General features: G+C 66.6%; 16 protein-coding genes. 10 read left to right on the top strand and 6 right to left on the bottom strand.

Annotated features, from left to right (window positions below; translation table 11 throughout):
* The first annotated feature begins 73 nt into the window (after window positions 1-73).
* The 5 genes from ACOZ38_RS04070 to ACOZ38_RS04050 all read left to right on the top strand — a co-directional run bounded on the left by ACOZ38_RS04070 (window position 74) and on the right by ACOZ38_RS04050 (window position 3682).
* Window positions 74-820, top strand: coding sequence for a hypothetical protein (locus ACOZ38_RS04070; RefSeq protein ID WP_424528866.1), 747 nt, complete (start codon window positions 74-76; stop codon window positions 818-820).
* Between the two features lie 68 nt (window positions 821-888).
* Complete coding sequence (locus ACOZ38_RS04065; RefSeq protein ID WP_424528865.1) at window positions 889-1806, top strand: hypothetical protein; 918 nt, start codon at window positions 889-891, stop codon at window positions 1804-1806.
* A 47-nt stretch (window positions 1807-1853) separates the two neighbouring features.
* Window positions 1854-2459, top strand: coding sequence for a class I SAM-dependent methyltransferase (locus ACOZ38_RS04060; RefSeq protein ID WP_424528864.1), 606 nt, complete (start codon window positions 1854-1856; stop codon window positions 2457-2459).
* 23 nt (window positions 2460-2482) lie between these two features.
* Window positions 2483-3043, top strand: coding sequence for a hypothetical protein (locus ACOZ38_RS04055; protein WP_424528863.1), 561 nt, complete (start codon window positions 2483-2485; stop codon window positions 3041-3043).
* 237 nt (window positions 3044-3280) lie between these two features.
* A complete protein-coding gene (locus ACOZ38_RS04050; RefSeq protein WP_424528862.1) occupies window positions 3281-3682 on the top strand; it encodes a DUF3037 domain-containing protein in 402 nt (133 codons plus the stop codon).
* Window positions 3683-4033: 351 nt separating this feature from the next.
* Here ACOZ38_RS04050 and ACOZ38_RS04045 read toward each other — a convergent pair whose 3' ends face one another.
* Window positions 4034-5506 carry a restriction endonuclease gene (locus tag ACOZ38_RS04045; RefSeq protein WP_424528861.1) on the bottom strand — a complete coding sequence of 491 codons (1473 nt, stop codon included), beginning with the start codon at window positions 5504-5506 and terminating at the stop codon, window positions 4034-4036.
* A 751-nt stretch (window positions 5507-6257) separates the two neighbouring features.
* Between ACOZ38_RS04045 and ACOZ38_RS04040 the strand changes: the two genes are divergently transcribed.
* Window positions 6258-8495, top strand: coding sequence for an Orn/Lys/Arg decarboxylase N-terminal domain-containing protein (locus ACOZ38_RS04040; protein WP_424528860.1), 2238 nt, complete (start codon window positions 6258-6260; stop codon window positions 8493-8495).
* A 21-nt stretch (window positions 8496-8516) separates the two neighbouring features.
* Here the strand turns inward: ACOZ38_RS04040 and ACOZ38_RS04035 are convergent, their stop codons facing one another.
* Window positions 8517-10787, bottom strand: a complete 2271-nt coding sequence (locus ACOZ38_RS04035) for a BMP family ABC transporter substrate-binding protein (protein ID WP_424528859.1) — start codon at window positions 10785-10787, stop codon at window positions 8517-8519.
* A 56-nt stretch (window positions 10788-10843) separates the two neighbouring features.
* Between ACOZ38_RS04035 and ACOZ38_RS04030 the strand changes: the two genes are divergently transcribed.
* The 3 genes from ACOZ38_RS04030 to ACOZ38_RS04020 all read left to right on the top strand — a co-directional run bounded on the left by ACOZ38_RS04030 (window position 10844) and on the right by ACOZ38_RS04020 (window position 13035).
* A complete protein-coding gene (locus ACOZ38_RS04030) occupies window positions 10844-11464 on the top strand; it encodes an L-threonylcarbamoyladenylate synthase (RefSeq protein ID WP_405144032.1) in 621 nt (206 codons plus the stop codon).
* A complete protein-coding gene (locus tag ACOZ38_RS04025) occupies window positions 11371-11916 on the top strand; it encodes a hypothetical protein (protein ID WP_424528858.1) in 546 nt (181 codons plus the stop codon). The genes ACOZ38_RS04030 and ACOZ38_RS04025 overlap by 94 nt, the downstream gene beginning before the upstream one ends.
* Before the next feature lie 300 nt (window positions 11917-12216).
* Window positions 12217-13035: a hypothetical protein gene (locus tag ACOZ38_RS04020; RefSeq protein ID WP_424528857.1), complete on the top strand. Its 819-nt coding sequence runs from the start codon at window positions 12217-12219 to the stop codon at window positions 13033-13035.
* Between the two features lie 35 nt (window positions 13036-13070).
* Here ACOZ38_RS04020 and ACOZ38_RS04015 read toward each other — a convergent pair whose 3' ends face one another.
* The 3 genes from ACOZ38_RS04015 to ACOZ38_RS04005 form a co-directional block, all read right to left on the bottom strand.
* Window positions 13071-14150: a WxL protein peptidoglycan domain-containing protein gene (locus tag ACOZ38_RS04015; protein WP_424528856.1), complete on the bottom strand. Its 1080-nt coding sequence runs from the start codon at window positions 14148-14150 to the stop codon at window positions 13071-13073.
* Window positions 14151-14242: 92 nt separating this feature from the next.
* Window positions 14243-16219: a fibronectin type III domain-containing protein gene (locus tag ACOZ38_RS04010; RefSeq protein ID WP_424528855.1), complete on the bottom strand. Its 1977-nt coding sequence runs from the start codon at window positions 16217-16219 to the stop codon at window positions 14243-14245.
* Window positions 16220-16337: 118 nt separating this feature from the next.
* Entirely contained in the window at window positions 16338-17543 is a 1206-nt protein-coding gene (locus ACOZ38_RS04005) for a HupE/UreJ family protein (RefSeq protein WP_424528854.1), read from the bottom strand.
* A 173-nt stretch (window positions 17544-17716) separates the two neighbouring features.
* Between ACOZ38_RS04005 and ACOZ38_RS04000 the strand changes: the two genes are divergently transcribed.
* A complete protein-coding gene (locus ACOZ38_RS04000) occupies window positions 17717-18382 on the top strand; it encodes a hypothetical protein (RefSeq protein ID WP_424528853.1) in 666 nt (221 codons plus the stop codon).
* Here ACOZ38_RS04000 and ACOZ38_RS03995 read toward each other — a convergent pair.
* On the bottom strand, window positions 18379-19533 hold the full coding sequence (locus ACOZ38_RS03995) for a methyltransferase (protein ID WP_424528852.1): 1155 nt from the start codon (window positions 19531-19533) through the stop codon (window positions 18379-18381). The two genes, ACOZ38_RS04000 and ACOZ38_RS03995, sit on opposite strands and share 4 nt — an antisense overlap.
* Between the last annotated feature and the right edge of the window lie 33 nt (window positions 19534-19566).

Raw genomic sequence — 19566 nt, 5'->3', positions numbered from 1 at the left:
TGTGTCACTCACCCTGACGCGGGACAGCGACTCTGTAGTTCGTCAGCCGCCCGCCTCCTCAGTGGAGAGTGACATGACCATCACTGCCCAATTCCCGCAGGTCATCAGCGCCGACCTCCCCGAACCTCTCGACCCCCGCTGGAACCGCCTGCCCGGCATCACCGTTGACGACACCACCGTCACCGTCGACCCTGCCAAGTATTTCTTCCGCTTCGAGTCGCACTCATGGCTGCTGTGCGACTGGCTGCTCGTCCGGGAGGAGCTCCTCGGGACGGAAGAGACCACCGAGACGGCCGTCGAGCAGCTCGCCCTCGACTTCGTGAAGACACATGGCGTCTCCACCTCTGACGCTGGACAGGTCCTCGTCACGGCCTGGAACGTCTACAGCTACCTGTTCCGCGAAGAGCACCTACCCGGCCTCGGCCTCCCGCAGGTCACGGCCAATCACCTACGCATGCTTCGCGAGGCAGCCACGTTGATGGCGCTCAACAAGGTCGAGCTCGACGGTCACATCTCCAACGTCGGGCCGTGCTGGTTCTTCCCGGCAGCCACATCGGTCGTCTTCGATCTCGACGACGCCGAGGGCGGCATGCTCGACGAGGTCTACCACGGCACCTGGTTCAACGAACACCGGCGGATCGAGTCCATCAAGGCACACGCCGCGCTCGGAGGACGCCTGGTTCATGGGTGTCAGTCCGTACCCGACCAGTCCGGCGGCGCCTGCGTGCCTTACGGCGCGTCCATGGACAACTTCCGCACCGAGCTGACCCGCTTCCGCGAGGAGTGGATCACGCAGGTCTACGCCTGCCGCGCCCGCTGAATCCCGTTGCCTGTACGGCTTCCTTAAGCGGGAGCCGTACAGGCCTGACCGATCGTAAGGAGAACTCTGTGGATGAGGCGACCGTCACCCGGCTCTGCGCCGAACTGTGCGCGAAGGCGCCCTTCACCGGCGAGCCGGTCCGTGAGCCGATACGTGCCTGGTCACTGTCGGCCGTAGAGCGCCTGCGCTTCCTCGACGGCAGCACCGCCATCTTCAAATACGCAGCTGAACCGTTCACCGCCGAGGACCAGGCCCTCCAGCTCGCTGCCACGTACGGTGTGCCTGTCCCCTCCTTGTACGGCTCAGCCGTCCACGACGAGACCCTAGGCATGGTCATGGAGGATCTTGGCCAGCCCGTTCGCGAGGCCACCGACGAAGATGCGGCCACCGCCGCGGTGCGACTTCATGCCGTCCGCCCGTCGGAGATCCTCGCTATCAATCTGAACGCGGCCAGACTGCGGCTGCTGCCTGCGCGTGCGCTGACGCACCTCGTCTACCTGCAGCAGGTCGGCCGGTGGACCGAGACAGCCGACATCGCCGACATGCTGAACGCGTTGGAGAAGGCGGCATCGGCTCGGTCGGATGGAGCGGAGCTGCCGCCGTACGGGCTGTGCCACTCGGAGTTCCATCCGTCCTCGCTCCACATCGGCGAGAGGGCGTGGTGGTTGCTGGACTTCGCCCGTGCCTTCAACGGCCCCGGCCTGCTAGATCTGGCCTCATGGCCCGGGACCATCGACGCCGCGGATCTGGCCAGGGTGGGTGGCCTGATCGAGTCCTACCTGGCGGCGGGTGGCCATTCCGAGGCCCAGGTGTCGCGGGGCGGGCTGAGCCCTGAGGCATGGGCACTGGGATGGCACCGCGTCTGGATCGTCGAATGGTTCATGGATCAGGCGGTTCACTGGATCGCCGACCCCACTACGGACCCGGCCTACCTGCGGACCGTCCGCCGTCACCTGGGCGAAGCGGTACACCTGCTTGCCCTATGAACCGCGCGGCATGGGAAGAACACGCTCGGCAACGCCGAGCCTTCGAGATGCCGGCACCGACCTCGGCGCCGGAGCGCATGTACTGGACCCCGCATGCGAGCGAAGGAGCCGGTGCGGAGGTCCTCGGAGATCTCGGGGGCACCACGGTGGTCGAGCTCGGCTGCGGTGCAGGGCACCACCTGGCACACCTCGTCGCGTACCACGGCGCCCGCGGTACGGGCATCGACATCGCAGGGGGTCAGATAGAGCGCGCACGCGCACGTTACGCGCATCTGCCCGGAGTCACGTTTACGGCTGGCGACGCCCTGGACTTCCTCGCCGAAACGGAGACGAGGTTCGATGTGTGCTACTCAGTCTTCGGCGCCGTCGGGCTCACTCCGCCTGACCTCCTGCTGCCCGCTATCAGCCACACGCTGAGGCCCGGAGGCGTGCTCGCCTTCAGCGTCCCCCACCCCGACCGTCGCGGTCGGCTCACCCGCGACACGCTCGTGCTGCCTTTTGGCAACCGGCTCCCCATCCAGCGCTGGGAACCGGCCGTCTCGGCCTGGCCGGCTCTGCTGGCCAAGGACGGGCTCCGCATCAATGACCTGCATGAGGTGCCCAGCGCATCGGCTGGTCCGCTGAGCCTGATCATCACCGCACGAAGGCTCTGACCACGCATTAAGGAGGTATCACTATGTCCGTCGCGTTCCTACTCATCGACATCGACGGCGTCCTCATCCCGTTCCCCGACAGCGCGGGCCACGGCCCTGAGACCCACATCCGGCACCACGTGGTCCCCACCGGCTACGACCCCGCCAAGCCCGTCCCGATCTGGCTGAACCCCACTCATGGCCCGATGCTCCTGAGCTTGCTTGATGAAGTACCTCTTGCTCCCGTCTGGTGCACAAGCTGGCGCGGCGATGCGAGCACCGTGATCGGCCCCAAATTCGGATTCCCCGCGTTCCGCCACGTCGAACTCGGGCGCCCAGAGATCACAACGAGCCACCCAAACGGCTACCTCTGGAAACGCGACCCGGTAGAGCTGTTCCTCGGCAGCACTCCTGCCGCCTGGATCGACGACGACTTCACCTCCCTGGACCACACATGGGCGGTAGCTCGTACGCTGTCGGGAATTCCTACGCTTCTCATCCAGCCGGATCCGAAGATTGGCCTTCTGCAGGAGCATCTGGAGACCGTCAAGGCCTGGGCACTCGATCTCGAGGCCGCCTCCTCGCGATTCAGGGATTCGGCCTGATCATCGGTCACTGCGGGACGTTGCACTACCGTCGACCAGATCGCCACCTCCGCGGAGTGGGGAGTCGCGAAGCCGGATCCGAGATCCTTCGCCCGCGTCAACATCCTGCGTGCCGTGCCAGCATCTTGGCCTGTGAGCGATGAAGCTTTGGCGACGCTCGGTTGGTTCCTGGAGTACCGAGCACCTGCTGTGGCACATCGTCTTCGAGCGCTGGTCTGAAGGGAGTGTGAAAATCCAGTGAGCAGATACATCTACTCGATCGTTCGCTGTCTCCCTGATCCGCGAACTGGGGAGTTTGTGAACGTCGGTGCTATTGCCGGTGACCCGAACACGGGCGACTGGGCCGTACGGCGCTTGAGTAACACTGAACGGATCAAAAGGTTCGCGCTACCCACGGCCATCGACGTTACAGACCGATTCCTGGTCCGGTTGAGTAGTGAAGTGGCTGAAGCACGAGGGGTGCTCGAAACCGAGGGTAGTCACCCATTTGCCCGTGATTGGCTACTTAAGCTCCATCATGATCATCGGAACATCGTGCAGCTCAGCCCACCGGCCTCAATCGTTGCCGATCATGCGGAAGCGGCCCTCGATATCATCTTCAAACGCATGATCATCGATCCAGCGGCGGAACTGGCGTAAGGGCGTGGTCAGCGCGCCTGCAGAACGCTGCTCCAAGCCAGTCGCTGACGCAGTCAGTACAGCAGGGGTAATTGTTGCGTCGCGTCTTCCTTAGTCTCGTCGTTGAGCGGTCTGCCTGCAGCGTCGCGGAGCCCAGCGCGGCCAGAGTCGTTCCGCCGGGGATTTCGCGGAGGAGTGCCGGGAGAATCAGTGCGGCACCGACCGCGTCCCAGAGGGTGCGGTGCGGTTGCTGCTACCCGCACCCGGGCCGTACGAATTAGAATGCCCTGCGGGGAAGCACCAGCGTCCGGTTCGAAGCGCTCACGCCAATATTTCCCTGAAACTCATGGCGCATCTACCAACTCCTGGCATTCATTTCTGCGCCGGATCCTGCCAGCCATCCGGAGGGGCGATCTTCGCTTGGATTCCGGCATGTTCGGCAAGGAGATAGAGGAGATTAGCGCCATCAATTAGTTCGATTGGCTTGTTCTTCGCAAATTCGAAAGACGCCTGCCCATATCCGGCCGTCGTAACTAGAATACCCTTGCTGGCGCCTTCGTTTTGAAGTGTGCCATAAAGGTCACGTACCGCTGATACTCCTACAGTGTTCTTGTATCGCTTGGCTTGAATGACCACCTTACCACCGAGAATTGGTCGGGGGTCGTAGGCGACACAATCGACCCCACCATCTCGGGACGCTCGCGTCTGCCGTGCTTCCAGCCCCATTTTTGCGAATAAGTTCTGAATCAGGGCCTCAAACTCTCCAGGCGAGAGCTCCATGAGATTTGGCCGACTGTCCACGATAGACAGAGCGTCCGACTCCTCGACGAAACGAGCGTCTACCATATCGAACTCCAGAACCGGTCGCACGGGAGTAAGTTCGATAGGGCTCTTGGAAACCCCAGCGGAAAGGTGCTTCAAACACAGGAGAGGGTCCACATGGGCCAGATCAAGACCATCGAAGACGTCTTGCGTGGTCCGCAATGTGATGAGACATGGGCGGATTTTTTGACCGGAGGCACGATCGACGGTGTCAACGATCCCGTTGAACACCACCACGCCGAGGTGCCTTCCTCGGTCGGCCTCAAAGAGCTCATGGACGGTTCTCAAAGCGACCTGCGCGATGGCGCTTGCGTAGATGCTTTTGATTTGCGTAACCGGCCGTGCAGTCTCCGTTACGGTGTCGCTGCCTTTGACGTACCTATACAACTTGACGGAAGGCACTACGTCCACCGTCGGTAGCTCGTACTCGACAACGAGCTGACGTGACTCAGGCACGAAAGCGATCTTGAAGTGCTGGGGAAACCCATCCGGATAGCTTGACCGCTGTAAAACCATGTCGTAGTAAGATACGACCGCGTCAGGATCGCCGAACTCGTACTCATTGCGGAAAGCGTCGATCTCCGCATGTTGTTGAGCCGCCTCTGCCTTCCTCGCATCCACCATTGCCGAGAAAGCCGCCTGCGCCTGCGCCAGCGCATGCATCCGGGCACGCTCATTCACCTCATGCTGCCCTATGGCCTGCTGAAACCGCATCCGGGCGGCATCCACTGCCGCCTGAAACTTCCCCTTACCGAATATCTTTCCCATGCCCGTCGGCTCGGGGGGCAGGAATGCCTCCCACCGCGGTGGTGGAGCGGCAACCTCCAGATGCTGATGCTGCCAGACCGGCATTCGCGGTTGGATCTTCAGGGAGTCGAAATCAATATGGTCATCGACACCAAGAGTTGACTCCAGCAGCGTCGCCAGAGCCTGCATGCGGAGCTCAAGCCCTTCGTTTGATGCGGCGACATCGGCAGCCCGGGACTCCTGGTAAAGGCGCATGCGCTCCTTCTCCTCAGCCACCTGTGCACGTGCATAAGCAGCTCGTGCGCGTTCAGCGGCCCGTGTCGCCGCTTGCTGAGCCCTGATCTGCTGAGCCTGAGCACGTGCAGCCTCACGTTGCATCTGAGCAATCGATGCCGCTAAAGATCGCCGTCGTGCCACAGATCCCCTCCACCACGCTCTCGACGCCCCACGCGTCACGGCCTCATATGCAGACGCGAAGACGGCAGACACGTCCACTCTGACTGTGCCTAATAGGCTCTTATACCGTTCTAAGCCCTCTCTTGCACATGTTTGCTCCGAATCGAGCTATAGGTGTAACCCCCGCACTGCTCGCATTACTCGTATTGGTGCACGATCAGTAGTCCGCGAAGTGCTCATACGTGGTCTGACCCGGGCCCGGAGGGGGCCATGCACTCGACATAGGTGCGCCGATTCTCTTGCCTGGCAGAGTCCTGTCCACGGTGGCTCGCCCAACAGCCATGCTCAGAGCCGTCGCGGAGATTTGTCGTCGAGGCGCCTGCCGTCGAGCGTCAGTCGCTCGATCACAAGGACCTTGCCCTTGCTGTTCCTCCCTCACAATCGTCGCCCGATTGTCCGGCATCCTCATCCTTTAAACGAATGACGGGCCGACGGATCGGCGGTCCCCGTTGGCCGACCACTCCGGAGGCCGCACCCCCGGCGTCAGTTTGGTAACCATGCGACTACTTGAAGTGACTAAGCGAGAAGCTAGGTGGGAGAGCCGCGCTATCCCCCGAGCATGGAGTCCCGCATGGAGCGAACTGTTCTTGCTGCTGTCACGGAACGGTCCGATGCCGATACGGCGCTCGCTGAGCAGCTTCGGCGGGTGTGTGCGGCGATGGACGAGCTCGGGCTGCAGGTGCGCTGGACCCATCGCGCCGAGGACGCGCTGGCGGTGGTCGGCTCGGACGCGTCGCTGACGGCGGTGCTGGCGGCGTGGGAGGCGCCGGGAGCCGAGGAGCTCCTGGGGGCGGTGGCCAAGCGGTTCCGCGGCCTGCCGGTCTTTCTGATGACCTCGGAGCAGGAGCTTCCGCTGTGGGTGTACGAGGTGATCCACGGCTACGTCTTCCCGCTGGAGGACACTCCGCGCTTCATCGCCGGGCGGATCGCCCACGCGGCCGAGCAGTACGCCGAGAAGATCCTTCCGCCGTTCTTCGGCGCACTGCGGCGCCTGGAGGACCACCACCGGTACTCATGGCACACCCCGGCACATGCTGGAGGGGTGGCGTTCCTGAAGTCGCCGGTAGGGCGGGCGTTCTTCGACTTCTACGGTGAGCGGCTGCTGCGCACCGACCTGTCCATCTCCGTCACCGAGCTGGGCTCGCCCCTGGAGCACACGGGCCCGATCGGGGACGCCGAGCGCAACGCCGCCCGCGTTTTCGGCGCCGACCGCACGTTCTTCGTGGTCAACGGCAACTCCACCGCGAACCGCGTCGTCGGGCACCATGCGATCGCCCACGACGACACGGTGCTGGTCGACCGCAACTGCCACAAGTCGATCCAGCACGCGCTCACCATCACCGGTGCCCGTCCGGTCTACCTGGTGCCCGAGCGCAACGGGCTCGGGCTGGCGGGGCCGATCCCTCCGGCCGCCCTGGAAGCCGGTGCGGTGCGCGAGCGCCTGTCCGGCCATCCCCTCGCCGCGGGCGAGCCCACCTATGCGGTGATCACCAACTCGACGTATGACGGGCTGTGCTACGACGCGGTGCGGGTCGGCGAGTTGCTGAGCGGCAGCGTCCCCCGGCTGCACTTCGACGAGGCGTGGTTCGCCTATGGCCGGTTCCATCCGCTTTACGCCCGCCGGTACGGCATGGCCATCGACGAGCGGACGCTGCCGGGTCCGGACCGTCCGACCGTGTTCGCCACGCAGTCCACCCACAAACTCCTGGCGGCGCTTTCACAGTCGGCGATGCTGCACGTCCGCCCCGCCGAGCGGGCGCCTGTGGACTACGACCGGCTCAACGAGACGTACCTGATGCACGCCTCCACCTCACCGCTCTACCCGGTGATCGCCTCGCTGGACGTGGCGGCGGCGATGATGGACGGCCCGTCCGGGCAGTTCCTGACCGGGGAGGCGATCATCGAGGCCATCCGCTTCCGGCAGGCGATGGTGCGACTGGCCGCCCGCATCCGCGACGACGGCCGGCGACCGGACTGGTTCTTCGGCGTCTGGCAACCTCCCTCGGTCACCGACCCGCACACCGGCCAGACCGTCCCCTTCGCCGAGGCGGACCCGGCCCTGCTGTGCGCCGAGCCCGCGTGCTGGACGCTGGAGCCCGGTGCCGCCTGGCACGGGTTCGAGGGGCTCGCCGAGGGTTACTGCCTGCTGGACCCGGTCAAGGTGACGATCACCTGTCCTGGCGCGGACGCCGCCGCCGGGACCCTCGATTGGGGCATTCCAGCCCGGATCGTGGCCGCCTACCTGGAGCGGCGCGGCATCGTGGTCGAGAAGACCGGCGACCACACCCTGCTGGTGCTGTTCTCGATGGGCATCACCAAGGGCAAATGGGGCACTCTGCTCGACGCGCTGACCGACTTCAAAAGCGCCTACGACGACGACCTGCCCCTCGCCGAGGTGCTGCCCGGCTTCGGGCCGCCCGCGACCTCGCTGCGGCGGTTCTGCGCGCGAGCCCACGACAAGCTGCGCGACTCCGGTGTCGGCAAGCTGCTCGACGAGGTCTTCACCAGCCTTCCCGAGCCCGTCCTGGCCCCGGCCGACTGCTACCAGGCGATGATCCGATCACGCACCGAACGCGTCCCGCTTGTCGACCTGCCCGGCCGGATCGCCGCCACCACGGTCGTGGTCACGCCGCCCGGGATCCCGATGCTGATGCCAGGGGAAGCGACCGGGCCCGCTGACGGAGCCCTGATGACGTACTTGCGAGCACTGGAGGACTTCGACCGGGCGTTCCCCGACCTTGCGACCGACATTCACGGCGCCCATCGGGACCCCACCGGCCGCTACTGGATAGAAGTCATGTCGGCCTGATCCAGCGGTCGCTGTGCCCGATCACGAACCGGGGACGACGATCTGGCCATCGGCGATCTTTTGTTCCATCTCGTCCAGACGTGCCTTGATGCCGTCGATCTGGTTGCCGGTTGTCGTGTACGCGAAGCCGTGGTCCTTGATGTCGTAAACGATGGGACCGGACTTGGCAGAGCCGGTGGAGAAGTCTTTGAGGTAGTCGAAGACCACCGTGTCGACTCGCTTGATGATCGAGGTCAGGACGACGTCACGCAATGTGGCGTCTGCGGTGCGGGCCTCGTCGCCTTCGGCGCCGATGACCCGCCCGCCGGCCGCCTTGGCGGCCTGCATGACACCGAGGTTGGAGCCGCCCGCCGCCTGGAAGAGAACATCGGCGCCCGCGCCGAACATGCCGGTTGCGACAAGCTTGCCCTTGGCGGGGTCGTCGAAACCGCTGAAGTCCGGATAGCGGCTCACGTACTTGACGTCGATCCTGATGTCCGGCTTGACCGACCTGGCACCCGCGACGAATCCCGTGGCGGCTCTTTCGATGGGGCCCCCGTCATTGACCGCGCCGACGAAGCCCACGCGCCCCTTGTTCGACTTCAGTGCTGCCGCCACACCGGCGAGGAACCCGCCTTCCTGCTCGGCGAAGACGAGGTTCGAAACGTTGTTTCCGGCCGCCTCCCCGCCGTCGACGATCGCGAACTTGGTGCCCGGGAACTCGGCCGCGACGCTCCTGACCGCTTCGGAGTACGGAAAGCCGATCGCGATGATCGGGTTGTGTCCGCCCTGGGCGAGCCCTCGCAGCCGTTGTACCTTTTGCTCTTCCGTCTCACCAGCGCCCGCCGCCAACTCCTTCACCTCGCGTATGCCGAGCTCCTTCTTCGCACGTTCGAGGCCCTGCGCGGCCGAGTCGTTGAACCACAGATCGCCCCGGCCGCCGACATCCCAGGCGATACCGACCTTGTCCAGCTTGTTGACGACGGCGGAGGAAGAGGTGCCTCGGCTGGAAGGAGTGGTGGGGGAAGCGGCAGGGGTGGAGGTGTGGTTGACAGGCGATCTCCAAAGCCAGATGCCGGCCGTGACCGCGAGGGCGAGCAGCACGCTCAGCAGGGGGGCTGTCGCTCGCGACACGCCGCGCCGGGAGCGGCCGGTCTCGGATGAACTGCCGGTCGTCCCCGCAGTGGTGACGGCCGCCGCCGCGTGCGGCGCGGTCTCGTGCGCCGAAACCGGCAAGGCGGAGGCGGCGGAGGGCGATGCACGGGCCGGCTCGGCGGTTGCCGCCCCAGGCGGCCGGGCGGCGCCGTGGCCCACCAACTGGAGCATGATCTCGGCGGCGGTCGGCCTGACCTGCGGAGTCTTGACCAGGCATTGGCCGAGCAGTGAACGCAGCGACTCAGGCACCTCGCTGAGGTCGGGTTCTGTGATGAGGACGGCGTGCAGAACGGCCGGAACGCTCGCGCCGCCGAAGGCGAGACGGCCGGTGGCCGCGAAGACCATGGTCACCGCCCAGCTGAACACGTCGGCCGGTGGGCCGACCTGCTCGTTGGCGATCTGTTCGGGCGCCATGTACGCCGGGGTGCCGGCCACGCCGCTGCTGGTGACCGTGAAGGAGTCGAGGGCGCGAGCGATGCCGAAGTCGATCACGCGCGGCCCATCGGAGCCGAGCAGCACGTTGCTCGGTTTGAAGTCGCGATGCACGACGCCCGCTTGATGGATCGCGGCCAGTGCGCCGGCCGTGCCCAGTGCCAGTCGTACCAACTCGTCGCCTGTGAGCGGCCCCCGTTCCCGGACCCGTTGCTCCAGCGAGACCCCCTCGACGTACTCGCTGACGATATAGGGCTGCTGATCCGCCGTACCGACCTCGATGACCCGTGCCGTGGAAAAGGTCGCCACCCGCCGCGCGGTGGCGACCTCGCGCAGAAACCTGCGCTGCGCGTTCTGGTCCATCGCCTGGTGTGCGTGCAGGACCTTGATGGCGACCCGGTTCCCCGCGGGCGACTCGGCGAGGTACACCGTTCCCTGACCGCCCTGACCGATGCGGCCGAGCACTCTGTAGTCGCCGAACTGGTCGGGCTCACCGGAGCGTAATGGCGATAGGTCGGGCATATACGCCTCCAGCGTCTCGATCCGACGATAGAGGATCCGTGAACGTCGCGCGAGGAGGTGTGGTGGTGGCTGCGGATGGTCGAACCCCGGCTGACCAGCCGGGGCGATGAGCTCGGTATCAACGGCGTCCTGGAGCGGCTGTGGCTGCTCGGCTTCCTGGGCCGCACCATCCACGTCCGCCCGGGCAAGACCGACCGCACGCATCGAGACGCTGGGCTACTACGTCGCCCGGCGCGGTCATCGCTTCTAAGCTCCCATGCATGGCAAAGTACTTCGACGTGCATCCGGACAACCCGCAACCTCGGGTGCTCCGTCAGGTGGCAGACATAGTCCGTACGGACGGGCTGATCGTGTACCCGACCGACTCGTGCTTCGCACTCGGCTGCCGGGTGGGCAACAAGGACGGCATCGACCGGATCAGGGAGATCCGCCATCTCGACAGTCACCACCACTTCACTCTGGTGTGCAAGGACTTCGCTCAGCTCGGCCAGTTCGTCCATGTCAGCAACGCGCTGTTCCGCTCGATCAAGGCGGCGACTCCCGGCAGCTACACGTTCATATTGCCGGCGACGAAGGAGGTGCCGCGCCGGTTGATGCACCCCAGAAAGCAGACCGTCGGCGTCCGGATCCCCGATCACGTCGTCGCGCAGGCGTTGCTGACCGAACTCGGCGAACCGTTGCTGTCCAGCACCCTGCTCCTTCCCGGCGAGACCGAGGCCATGACACAAGGCTGGGAGATCAAGGAAAGGCTCGACCACGTGGTGGACGCCGTGATCGACGCCGGTGAGTGCGGTGCCGTGCCCACGACGGTCATCGACTTCTCGCAGGACGAACCGGAGATCCTCCGCAGAGGTGCAGGGGACCCGTCCCGTTTCGAGTAAACAATCGCCGTCATCCAAGGCGCCGCCGCCACCCCACCCTCGGCGCGATCCCTGCTCCGCGAGCCGGACGCCAACGTCGGCGCGGTCGCCCGGCAGGCGACAAGCTGCGCGACTCCGGTGTCGGCGACCTGCTCGACCAGGTCTTCACCACTCTTCCCGAGCCCGTCCTGGCCCCGGCCGACTGCTACCAGGCGATGATCCGATCACGCACCGAACGCGTCCCGCTTGTCGACCTGCCCGGCCGGATCGCCGCCACCACGGTCGTGGTCACGCCGCCCGGGATCCCGATGCTGATGCCAGGGGAAGCGACCGGGCCCGCTGACGGACCCCTGATGACGTACTTGCGAGCACTGGAGGACTTCGACCGGGCGTTCCCCGACCTTGCGACCGACATTCACGGCGCCCATCGGGACCCCACCGGCCGCTACTGGATAGAAGTGATGTCGGCCTGATCCACTCGGGATGCGCCCGGGGGGCGCCGTCCGGGTCTTCGCCGCGACACGACGCGCCAGGTCAGGACGTTGTTCCATGGTCAAGCCTGTGAGAGCCTCGTAGCGCAACGGTTCCTCCGAGTCATTTCGTGCTTGCGGCGAAGACCCTCGGCAGGAGCCGTTTACGTTTCTGGACACGAACTCCGGGCCTGACCCCAATGGGGATGATTCACGCCCGGATTCGGCGAGCCGCGCCCCTGATCCCGGGTCGTGGAATCAGAGATGCATTTCGAATAAGTCCTCCGGCATTAGGAGAAGATCATGAATCGCGTGGCTCTCGGAATGGCCGTGATCGCGACCGCCGGACTCACCGTCTCCCTCTCGCCCGCCTCCCCGGCCACCGCGAGCACGGCCGGCACGACCGCAGCCGGCACGGCCGCCGGTGGCGCCTACGACCCCGACACCTGCCGTCAAGGGTTCGTCTGGCGTGAGGCACGCCCCTTCGACCACGTCTGCGTCGCCCCGGAAGCCCGGGACCAGGCCGCGCAGGACAACAGGCTGAAGGCCGGGCGCTGGGTCTCCGGCCCGTACGGCCCGCACACCTGCGTCCAGGGGTACGTGTGGCGCGAGGCGTTCTCCGGGGATGACGTCTGTGTCACTCCCGAAGTTCGTACGCAGACGCGGGCCGACAACGCCGCAGCGGCCGGCCGTCGGGGCTCGACCGCCTTGCCTTCGCCGATCACCCTCAACCGCAATGTCACCTTCAGCGGAGGAGTCCCCGTGGGGGGCTGGACATCGCTGACCCTGTACGACAACGGGACCTACCAGTGGTCCGGGCACATACACGACTCAGGTGCCACGAGCTACAACTTCACTGGTGTCTGCGTCGTCCGCCTCTCGTCGGGTTCGGCCTTCGTGTTCGAGACCGCCGGGCGGCTCCACGGGACGTTCGATTCTGGGTCCCGCGACCATAACTGGAGCAAGTCGAGCTCCATCCCCGCTCTCTCCGCGGCCTGGCGCGCGTCCGCGAGCTACAACGCGACCTGCAAGAACAGCGTCTCACTCAACCTCACCGGCACCATCGACTCGGCACTCCAGGCCGTCGGCTACGCCTCCCAGGTCATCGCGATCCTCGCCTGACAGAACCCGCTCGGCCGCGTCGGGAGATTCGGCGGTCAGTGCGCCTGCGTCTTCTGGTCGCGGAGCGCCTGCTCGACGGCGTCCCGTACGCGGGCTTCCTCACGCAGCTTGCGCCGTACGCGGCGGCGGCGCGCGAGAAGCAGCGCCCCGACGATGACGGCGATCAGGACGACGACCAGCAGCAACAGCGTCCACGGGACGGCCCAGGCGTCCGTCGTGGCTCGGACCGGCTCGAGCGAGGTGGTGGAGCCCGACGCGTCGGTGAGCAGGGGCATGAGGGTCGTGGTCGCGGCCAGCCTGACTCCGGGTGCCACACCGTGGACGGGCACCTTCACCTTCCAGCTCTCACCCGGGAGCAGCTCCGGCGGCGAGGCGATCTTGCCCGCTTCCGCTCCCAGCCACCCGAACGGGCCCGAGACCGACACCGTCTGCTGGGCCGACAGGATGGCGTTGCCGGTGTTGTGGATGCTGTAGGTGACGGTGGCGTCGCCCTTGGCGAACGGGTTGCCCGAGCCGGCGTAGTCCACGTGGAGGTCCTCGATCGCGAGGATCGGCTTGAGCTCGCCGCTGACCCGCAGCTTGACCCGGATACCGAGGCGCCGATCCACGTTGACGCTCTCGGCTCCGCTGGGCTGCGTCAGGGAGGTGAGGATGCCGCCCACGTAATCGCCGGGTGTGGCGTTGCCCGGAATGGTGACCGTGAAGGGGACCTTGACGGTCTGCCCGGGCGGGATCGTGACGCTGTCGCGGTCGGTGTGGACCCAGGCGCCGATTCCGACGGACTTCTTGTCCTTGAGGAGGAGGTCGAGCTGGCCCGTGTCGGTCGTGAAGCCGTCGGCGGCGTAGACGGCGAGTTTGAGCGGAGCCTTGCCGCGGTTGGCGACGACCATGGCGTCCTTGACCAGTCCACCGGGGTTGACGGCATGGCTGAAGCTGGACCGATCGGCGCCGTAGCTGTTCGAGTCCGTCCTGACCGTCCAGGTGACGTTGCCGTCCTCCGCCAGAGCGGGGCCGGCACACACGCCGGCGACCGCGAAGGCGGCGAGCAGGGTCAGGGCGGCGGTACGAACGAGGGCGGCGACGGTGGTCTTCCGGCGCGTTACGGGCGCGTGCATCTCAGGGTCCTCGGGCGATCTGGGGCGGATCTGGCACAAGCGGCGGGGTGGGCACCAGAAGGTGCCTACCCCGCCAGGTAAATCAGGTCCGGTCAGCTGCTCAGCGCAGTGATCGTGAGGGTGGTGCGGTAAGCACCCTTCTCGACGCTGCCCGGCATCTTCAGGTCCAGGTCGGCGCCCAGCTTGGCCGTGCCCTTGGCGTGGCCCTGCTCGGCCCAGCCGAGGCCGCGCGAGACGGACAGGCCCTGGCCGCGGTCGTCGTAGGCGGAGGCCACCGACCCGCTGGCCTGAGCACCGGCGCCGTCCTGGAGCACGCGCGGTGTCCAGCCGAGGTAGGCGCCGGAGAACTTCTTGCCGGCGTCCTGGAAGTCACCCACGCTGGCCGAGATCGACCACGGAGCGAGCGAGCGGCGGTTGTCCGACACGACGAGCGGGTTGATCTGGCCGGTCGCCCCGAAGTACTCGCCGTTGTGGTCCTTCGCGGTGCCGAGGTCCACCAGGCCGTTCTGGCCGTCGATCGTCCAGCCGAACTCACCCGGAGCGGCGTCGGGCACGTTGACCTGGAGGGTCTGGCCGTCGCCGTGGTACGGGTGCACGGTGACCTTGTCGACGATCGAGCCGACCGGCTGACCGCCGGGGGTGTTGGTGCAGGAGAGGCCACGCTCCACCGCCGCGTTCGGAGCCGCGCAGGTGCCGCTGCGGACGTTCTCGACGACGAGCTTGTCGTTGCGCACCTGGACCTTGACGTAGGAGCGGACGTGCTCCTGGTTCTGGACCGAGTTGTACCAGTAGCTGGTCGGGTTCAGGGGGTCGGCACCGTTGCCGGCGCCACTCGTGCCGCTGTTGTCGGGGGCCGTGATGTCGTAGTACTTCGAGCCCGAGGCCGAGTTCGCCGTCACGTAGAGCACGCCGCCAGGACCGGCGTACACGTCGGCGGCGCCGGGCTGCTCGTCCGGGTTCGCCTTCTGGCTGTTCTTGATCAGGTAGCTGCGGGTGTAGACGTGGTCGTGGCCCTGCAGCACCAGGTCGACGCCGAGCTTGGAGAAGGTGGTCGGGAGGTCGACACGGCGCACCTTGTTGTCGGAGTCCTTGGCATGGCTGGCCCCCGAGTAGATCGAGTGGTGGAAGACGAGCACCTTCCACTTGGCCTCGCCACCGTGCTGGTTGATGACGTCGGTCACGTAGGCGAGGTGCGCCGCGTCACCGCCACCACCCTGGGAGGTGGCGTAGCTGTTGCTGTTGATGTCGATGTACAGGACATCCTTGTAGATGTACCAGTAGTTGCCACCGGACGTGTTCGAAGCCGGGTTTCCGTTGGCGTACAGCGGAGCCGAGTTGTCGGTGTTCGGGGTGAACAGGTGCTGCTCGTAGGCCTTGCCGCCGACGTCGTGGTTGCCGATGGTGGCGGCCCACGGGTACTGGCGCAGCTTGTCGGGTGCGAGGAAGGCGTTCCACTGCGACTCGGTGTTGGCGGTCTCGACCTGGTCACCGCCCGACACCAGCAGCTCGGAGTCCGGGTTCGCCGCGAGGGCGACGTCCAGGGTGTCCTGCCAACCGGCCTGGTCCTTCGCCACGTCGCCGGACGAGCCGATCTGCGGGTCGCCGAAGAACAGGAAGTCGTAGTCGCCCTCGAAGTCCTGGGTCTTGAAGGAGTACGTCGGGGACCAGTTGTCCTCGGTGCCGACGCGGTAGGAGTACGTCGTGTGCTCCTTCAGGCTGGTGATCGTCGCGTGGCGGTTGAAGCCGCCGCTGGTGGCGATGTTCGCCTTGCCGATGGCGGCGAAGGTGGCGGCGCCGGCGGGGAACTCGCCGTTGACGAGCCCTGCGGTCGGCGCGAGCTGGACCTTCTGTGCGGTGTCGGCCGAGGAGTACCACGTCACGGTGCGCTGGGACTCGTTGGCGCCCACGCCGAGGATGATGCCGGTAAGTGTGGCGGTATCGGCAGCGCTGGCGGGGGATGCCACGCCGCTACCGACGATCGCGGCCAAGCCCAGGAATGCCGCTACGGCCCCTGCAGCCACGCGGCGCCGCACGGGGCCGGGGGACTGCGTCGAGGTGCCCAATGTCATGTTTACGTCCTTTTTCGCACAAGATGCGGAGAAGCGGCACTCAACGTTTCGTCACTTGGTGAAGCGATCGTGAATGCGGCCCGGCGGATTGGTGGAAATTCCCAGAAGATCTGCGGTTTCAGCTCCCGAACACCCGTTGCACGAACCAGACCAGCCCCATAACGGACACGCCCACAGAAATCACACCCGTCGCCCAGAGGCCGGCCGTCGGCGCACGGTGACGCAGCACGGCCAGCAGCGGGAAGACGACGGCGATGATCGCCAGCTGTACGACCTCGATGCCGACGTTGAACACCAGCAAGGACCACAGCAGGGTCCACGACCACGCCTCCTCGATCCCCAGCGCGCCCGCGAAGCCCAGGCCGTGCACGAGGCCGAAGCAGAACACGACCCCGAGGCGGGTCCAGCCCGCACGGTCCAGGCTGAAGTGACTGTGTCCCACCGTCTTGAGGTCGGCGGCGTGGCCGCCGCGCCGCCAGATCCGCCACAGGTGCCAGCCGGCGACCGCGGCGATCGACAGCGCGATGACGGGCTCCACGACCCTCGCGGGCACATGGACCAGGCCGAGGGCGGCGAGCATGAACGTCACCGAGTGCGCCAGGGTGAAACTCGTGGCCGCGAGCACGATCTCGCGCAGGCGCCGTGACCCGGCGATGAGCGCCAGCAGGAACAGGATGTGGTCGATCCCGGTCACCAGGTGCTCGGCGCCCAGGCGGAAGAACTCCCAGAACCGCTCGAACCACGACTGACCGGTCGAGAAGGATGGGTGATCGGCGTCGAGCGCGGCACTGCCCGAACGGCCGTCGATCTTGTAGGTGACGATCGTCTTGGTGCCTTTGACGTACTTCTCGGCGCCGGGGAACAGCTCGCTGCGCACCTCGTGACCGTCGCCCGGCTCGGGACAGGCCCAGTCGAGCAGCAGATCGGCGTACGGCACGCCCTCCCGCTCGCTCATCGTGAAGTCGCCGACCTGTGTGGGCGTGCAGGCCTTGCCGTCCGAGGTGACCGAGAAGCGCTTGGTGACATACTTGACGGCCGACTCCGCATGGGTGTTGACCGCAGCGGCCTGCCCGTCGGTGTCACCGGCCTCGAACGCGGCGGTCCCCGCCTTGAAGAGGGGATCGTCGTCCTCGAAATCGGCGGTGGACACGATGAAGAGGTCGTACTCGAGCTCCAGCGTCGTTCGTACGTGACCCCCGTCGCCCGCGGTGACGTGGACGTACACGGTCGACGTGAACCCGTGGGCGAGCGCCGGCCCGGCGCTCAGCAAGACGATCACCGCCGCAGCGATCACGGCGAGGGTACGGCGGACCCGTTTTGACATGTGGCTCCTTCGGTTAGCCAGAGCACGTTGCACGCCACGGGTGAACACGAGCCGACTCACCGGCGAACCGCAGAATAAAAAACCCCAGAACGACCCTCACAGCTTGAAAGTGGCAGGAACTGGGATAGGAGGATGTAGGCGCACCATCCGCCACCACTCGGAGGACGATCGCCTTGCGACCCCCGCTTCGGGCCGTTGCCACGCTGGCCGTGGCCGCCGCGCTGGTCACCGGCTGCAGCTCCGGCGACGACTGGTCGCGGCCGCACCCCAAGCCCACCGCCGTCGGCACTCTCGGCCCGGGGTTCACCGACCCCTCCGCCCCGCCCAACCCGGAGGCGACCGTCACGCCGCGGCCCGGCACCTGGACCGGGGTCCACCCGTCGAAGGACTACCGCGTGGTACTGCTCACCACGGGTGACGACCGCCCGACCAAAGCCCTCGTGACGGCGGTCAAGGACTGGGCCGAGGAGGAGCGCGTCGACCTCAGAACGGTGGTCGCCGACGACCCGTCCGACCTCGTTCCCAGCATCACCAGGGCCCTCGAGATGGGCCCGGACCTCATCGTCAGCGCGGGCAACGACCTCGTCGACTCCCTCGCGCTGGTCACCCCGAGCCACCTGTCACAGCAGTTCCTCGTCGTGGGCGCGGAGCTGGCCGAGCCCACCCACAACGTCACGGCGGTCGACTGGTCCGGCGCGTCGTTCCGTGGCGAAGGGCTCGGCATGTCCTCGACGTACGACCCCGGCTCGTTCACCACCGTGCGCTGCGCGGCCGCCATCAGGGCGGGCGTCGCGGCCGTGCTCAACGACCTGACCGGGATCGTGATCTGGCTCGACTAGCTCTTGACGGCTCGGAGTACGACGAACCTGGGGTCGCTCGCGGCGACCTCGCAGTTGCCAAAGAGCCGGCGCAGCTTCGCGTGGTAGCCGAGATGCCGGTTGCCGACCACCCACAGTTCGCCACCGCGGCGCAGTGCGGCGCGTGAGCCGTTGAACATGCGCCAGGCCGTCGCGTCGGTCGTCGCGCGATGCGCGTGGAACGGCGGGTTGTTCAGCACCAGGTCCACCGTCCCCGCGGGTACGCCTGACATGCCGTCGGCCGCCAGGAACGCGGCGGTGGTGCTCGCAGCCACGTTCGCCCGGAACGTGGCCTCCGCGGAAGCCAGCGCTTGATAGGACTCGTCGATGAACGTCACCTGGGCTTCACTGTTGGTCAGTGCCGCGGCGAGCCCGGTCACCCCGTTGCCGCAGCCCAGGTCCACGACGTGTTCGCGTCCACGGCGCGACGGCAGGTTCCCCAGCAAGAAGCGGGTGCCGACGTCAAGGCGGTCGGCGCAGAAGATGCCCGCGTGGTTGGTGACGGTCAGACCAGAGACGGCTCCGATGCCGGTGGGCAGCGCGTAGCTCAGCGGCCACGGGTTGCCGCTCCGGGGGAGCCGGGGGTCCGGTGAGCAGAAGATCAGCCGTGCCTTCCTCACCGCCAGTGACGTCCTGGTCGGCCCGAGGATCCGTTCGAACAGCTTCAGCGTCGAGGTGTGGATCTCGGTGACCATCCCCGCGCCGATGACCACGGTGCCCGAGTGCACGTGGGGTGCGAGGCGGTGCAGCTGGTCCTCAAGGAGCGCGAGGCTCTTGGGCACTCGGATGAGCAGCACGTCGATCAGGTCCGGAGGCGCGTCCCTGGTCGTGCGGAGCCGCACCGCGTCGGGGGCTACCCCGTTGCGCTCCAGGTTCGAGCGGGTCGCCTCCTGGCCGAGGAAGGAGTCGCTGATCTGCACGGGGCGGTGATCGGCGATCGCGGTGACCAGAGCACCCCACCGGTCGCCCAGCACGACCACGGTGCCCGACAGGTCCGTGGGCTCGCCGTCGATTCCGTCGAGCGCCCGCAGCAGATATTCGTCGGCGGCGTCCCAGGCGCGAAGTGGGTCGCGGGGGTCCTCGGGGAAGCGGGTGAGGTCGAACCCACCTCTCGACGTCGTCAAACGGTTCATCGCGCCTTAGGTTAGCGAGTCGCACGATGCGCC

This window comes from Sphaerisporangium viridialbum (assembly GCF_049674955.1).
Taxonomy (GTDB): Bacteria; Actinomycetota; Actinomycetes; order Streptosporangiales; family Streptosporangiaceae; genus Sphaerisporangium; species Sphaerisporangium viridialbum.
The sequence above is the reverse complement of the archived record's forward strand: the minus strand, read 5'-3'. Positions and strand labels throughout refer to the sequence as shown.

Bases quoted from the DNA above. Each gene is read 5' to 3' on its own strand.
- ACOZ38_RS04070 (WP_424528866.1), top strand. From the start codon at position 74: ATGACCATCACTGCCCAATTCCCGCAGGTCATCAGCGCCGACCTCCCC.
- ACOZ38_RS04060 (WP_424528864.1), top strand. From the start codon at position 1,854: ATGCCGGCACCGACCTCGGCGCCGGAGCGCATGTACTGGACCCCGCAT.
- ACOZ38_RS04055 (WP_424528863.1), top strand. From the start codon at position 2,483: ATGTCCGTCGCGTTCCTACTCATCGACATCGACGGCGTCCTCATCCCG.
- ACOZ38_RS04040 (WP_424528860.1), top strand. From the start codon at position 6,258: ATGGAGCGAACTGTTCTTGCTGCTGTCACGGAACGGTCCGATGCCGAT.
- ACOZ38_RS04035 (WP_424528859.1), bottom strand. From the start codon at position 10,787: ATGCGTGCGGTCGGTCTTGCCCGGGCGGACGTGGATGGTGCGGCCCAG.
- ACOZ38_RS04030 (WP_405144032.1), top strand. From the start codon at position 10,844: ATGGCAAAGTACTTCGACGTGCATCCGGACAACCCGCAACCTCGGGTG.
- ACOZ38_RS04020 (WP_424528857.1), top strand. From the start codon at position 12,217: ATGAATCGCGTGGCTCTCGGAATGGCCGTGATCGCGACCGCCGGACTC.
- ACOZ38_RS04015 (WP_424528856.1), bottom strand. From the start codon at position 14,150: ATGCACGCGCCCGTAACGCGCCGGAAGACCACCGTCGCCGCCCTCGTT.
- ACOZ38_RS04010 (WP_424528855.1), bottom strand. From the start codon at position 16,219: ATGACATTGGGCACCTCGACGCAGTCCCCCGGCCCCGTGCGGCGCCGC.
- ACOZ38_RS04005 (WP_424528854.1), bottom strand. From the start codon at position 17,543: ATGTCAAAACGGGTCCGCCGTACCCTCGCCGTGATCGCTGCGGCGGTG.
- ACOZ38_RS03995 (WP_424528852.1), bottom strand. From the start codon at position 19,533: ATGAACCGTTTGACGACGTCGAGAGGTGGGTTCGACCTCACCCGCTTC.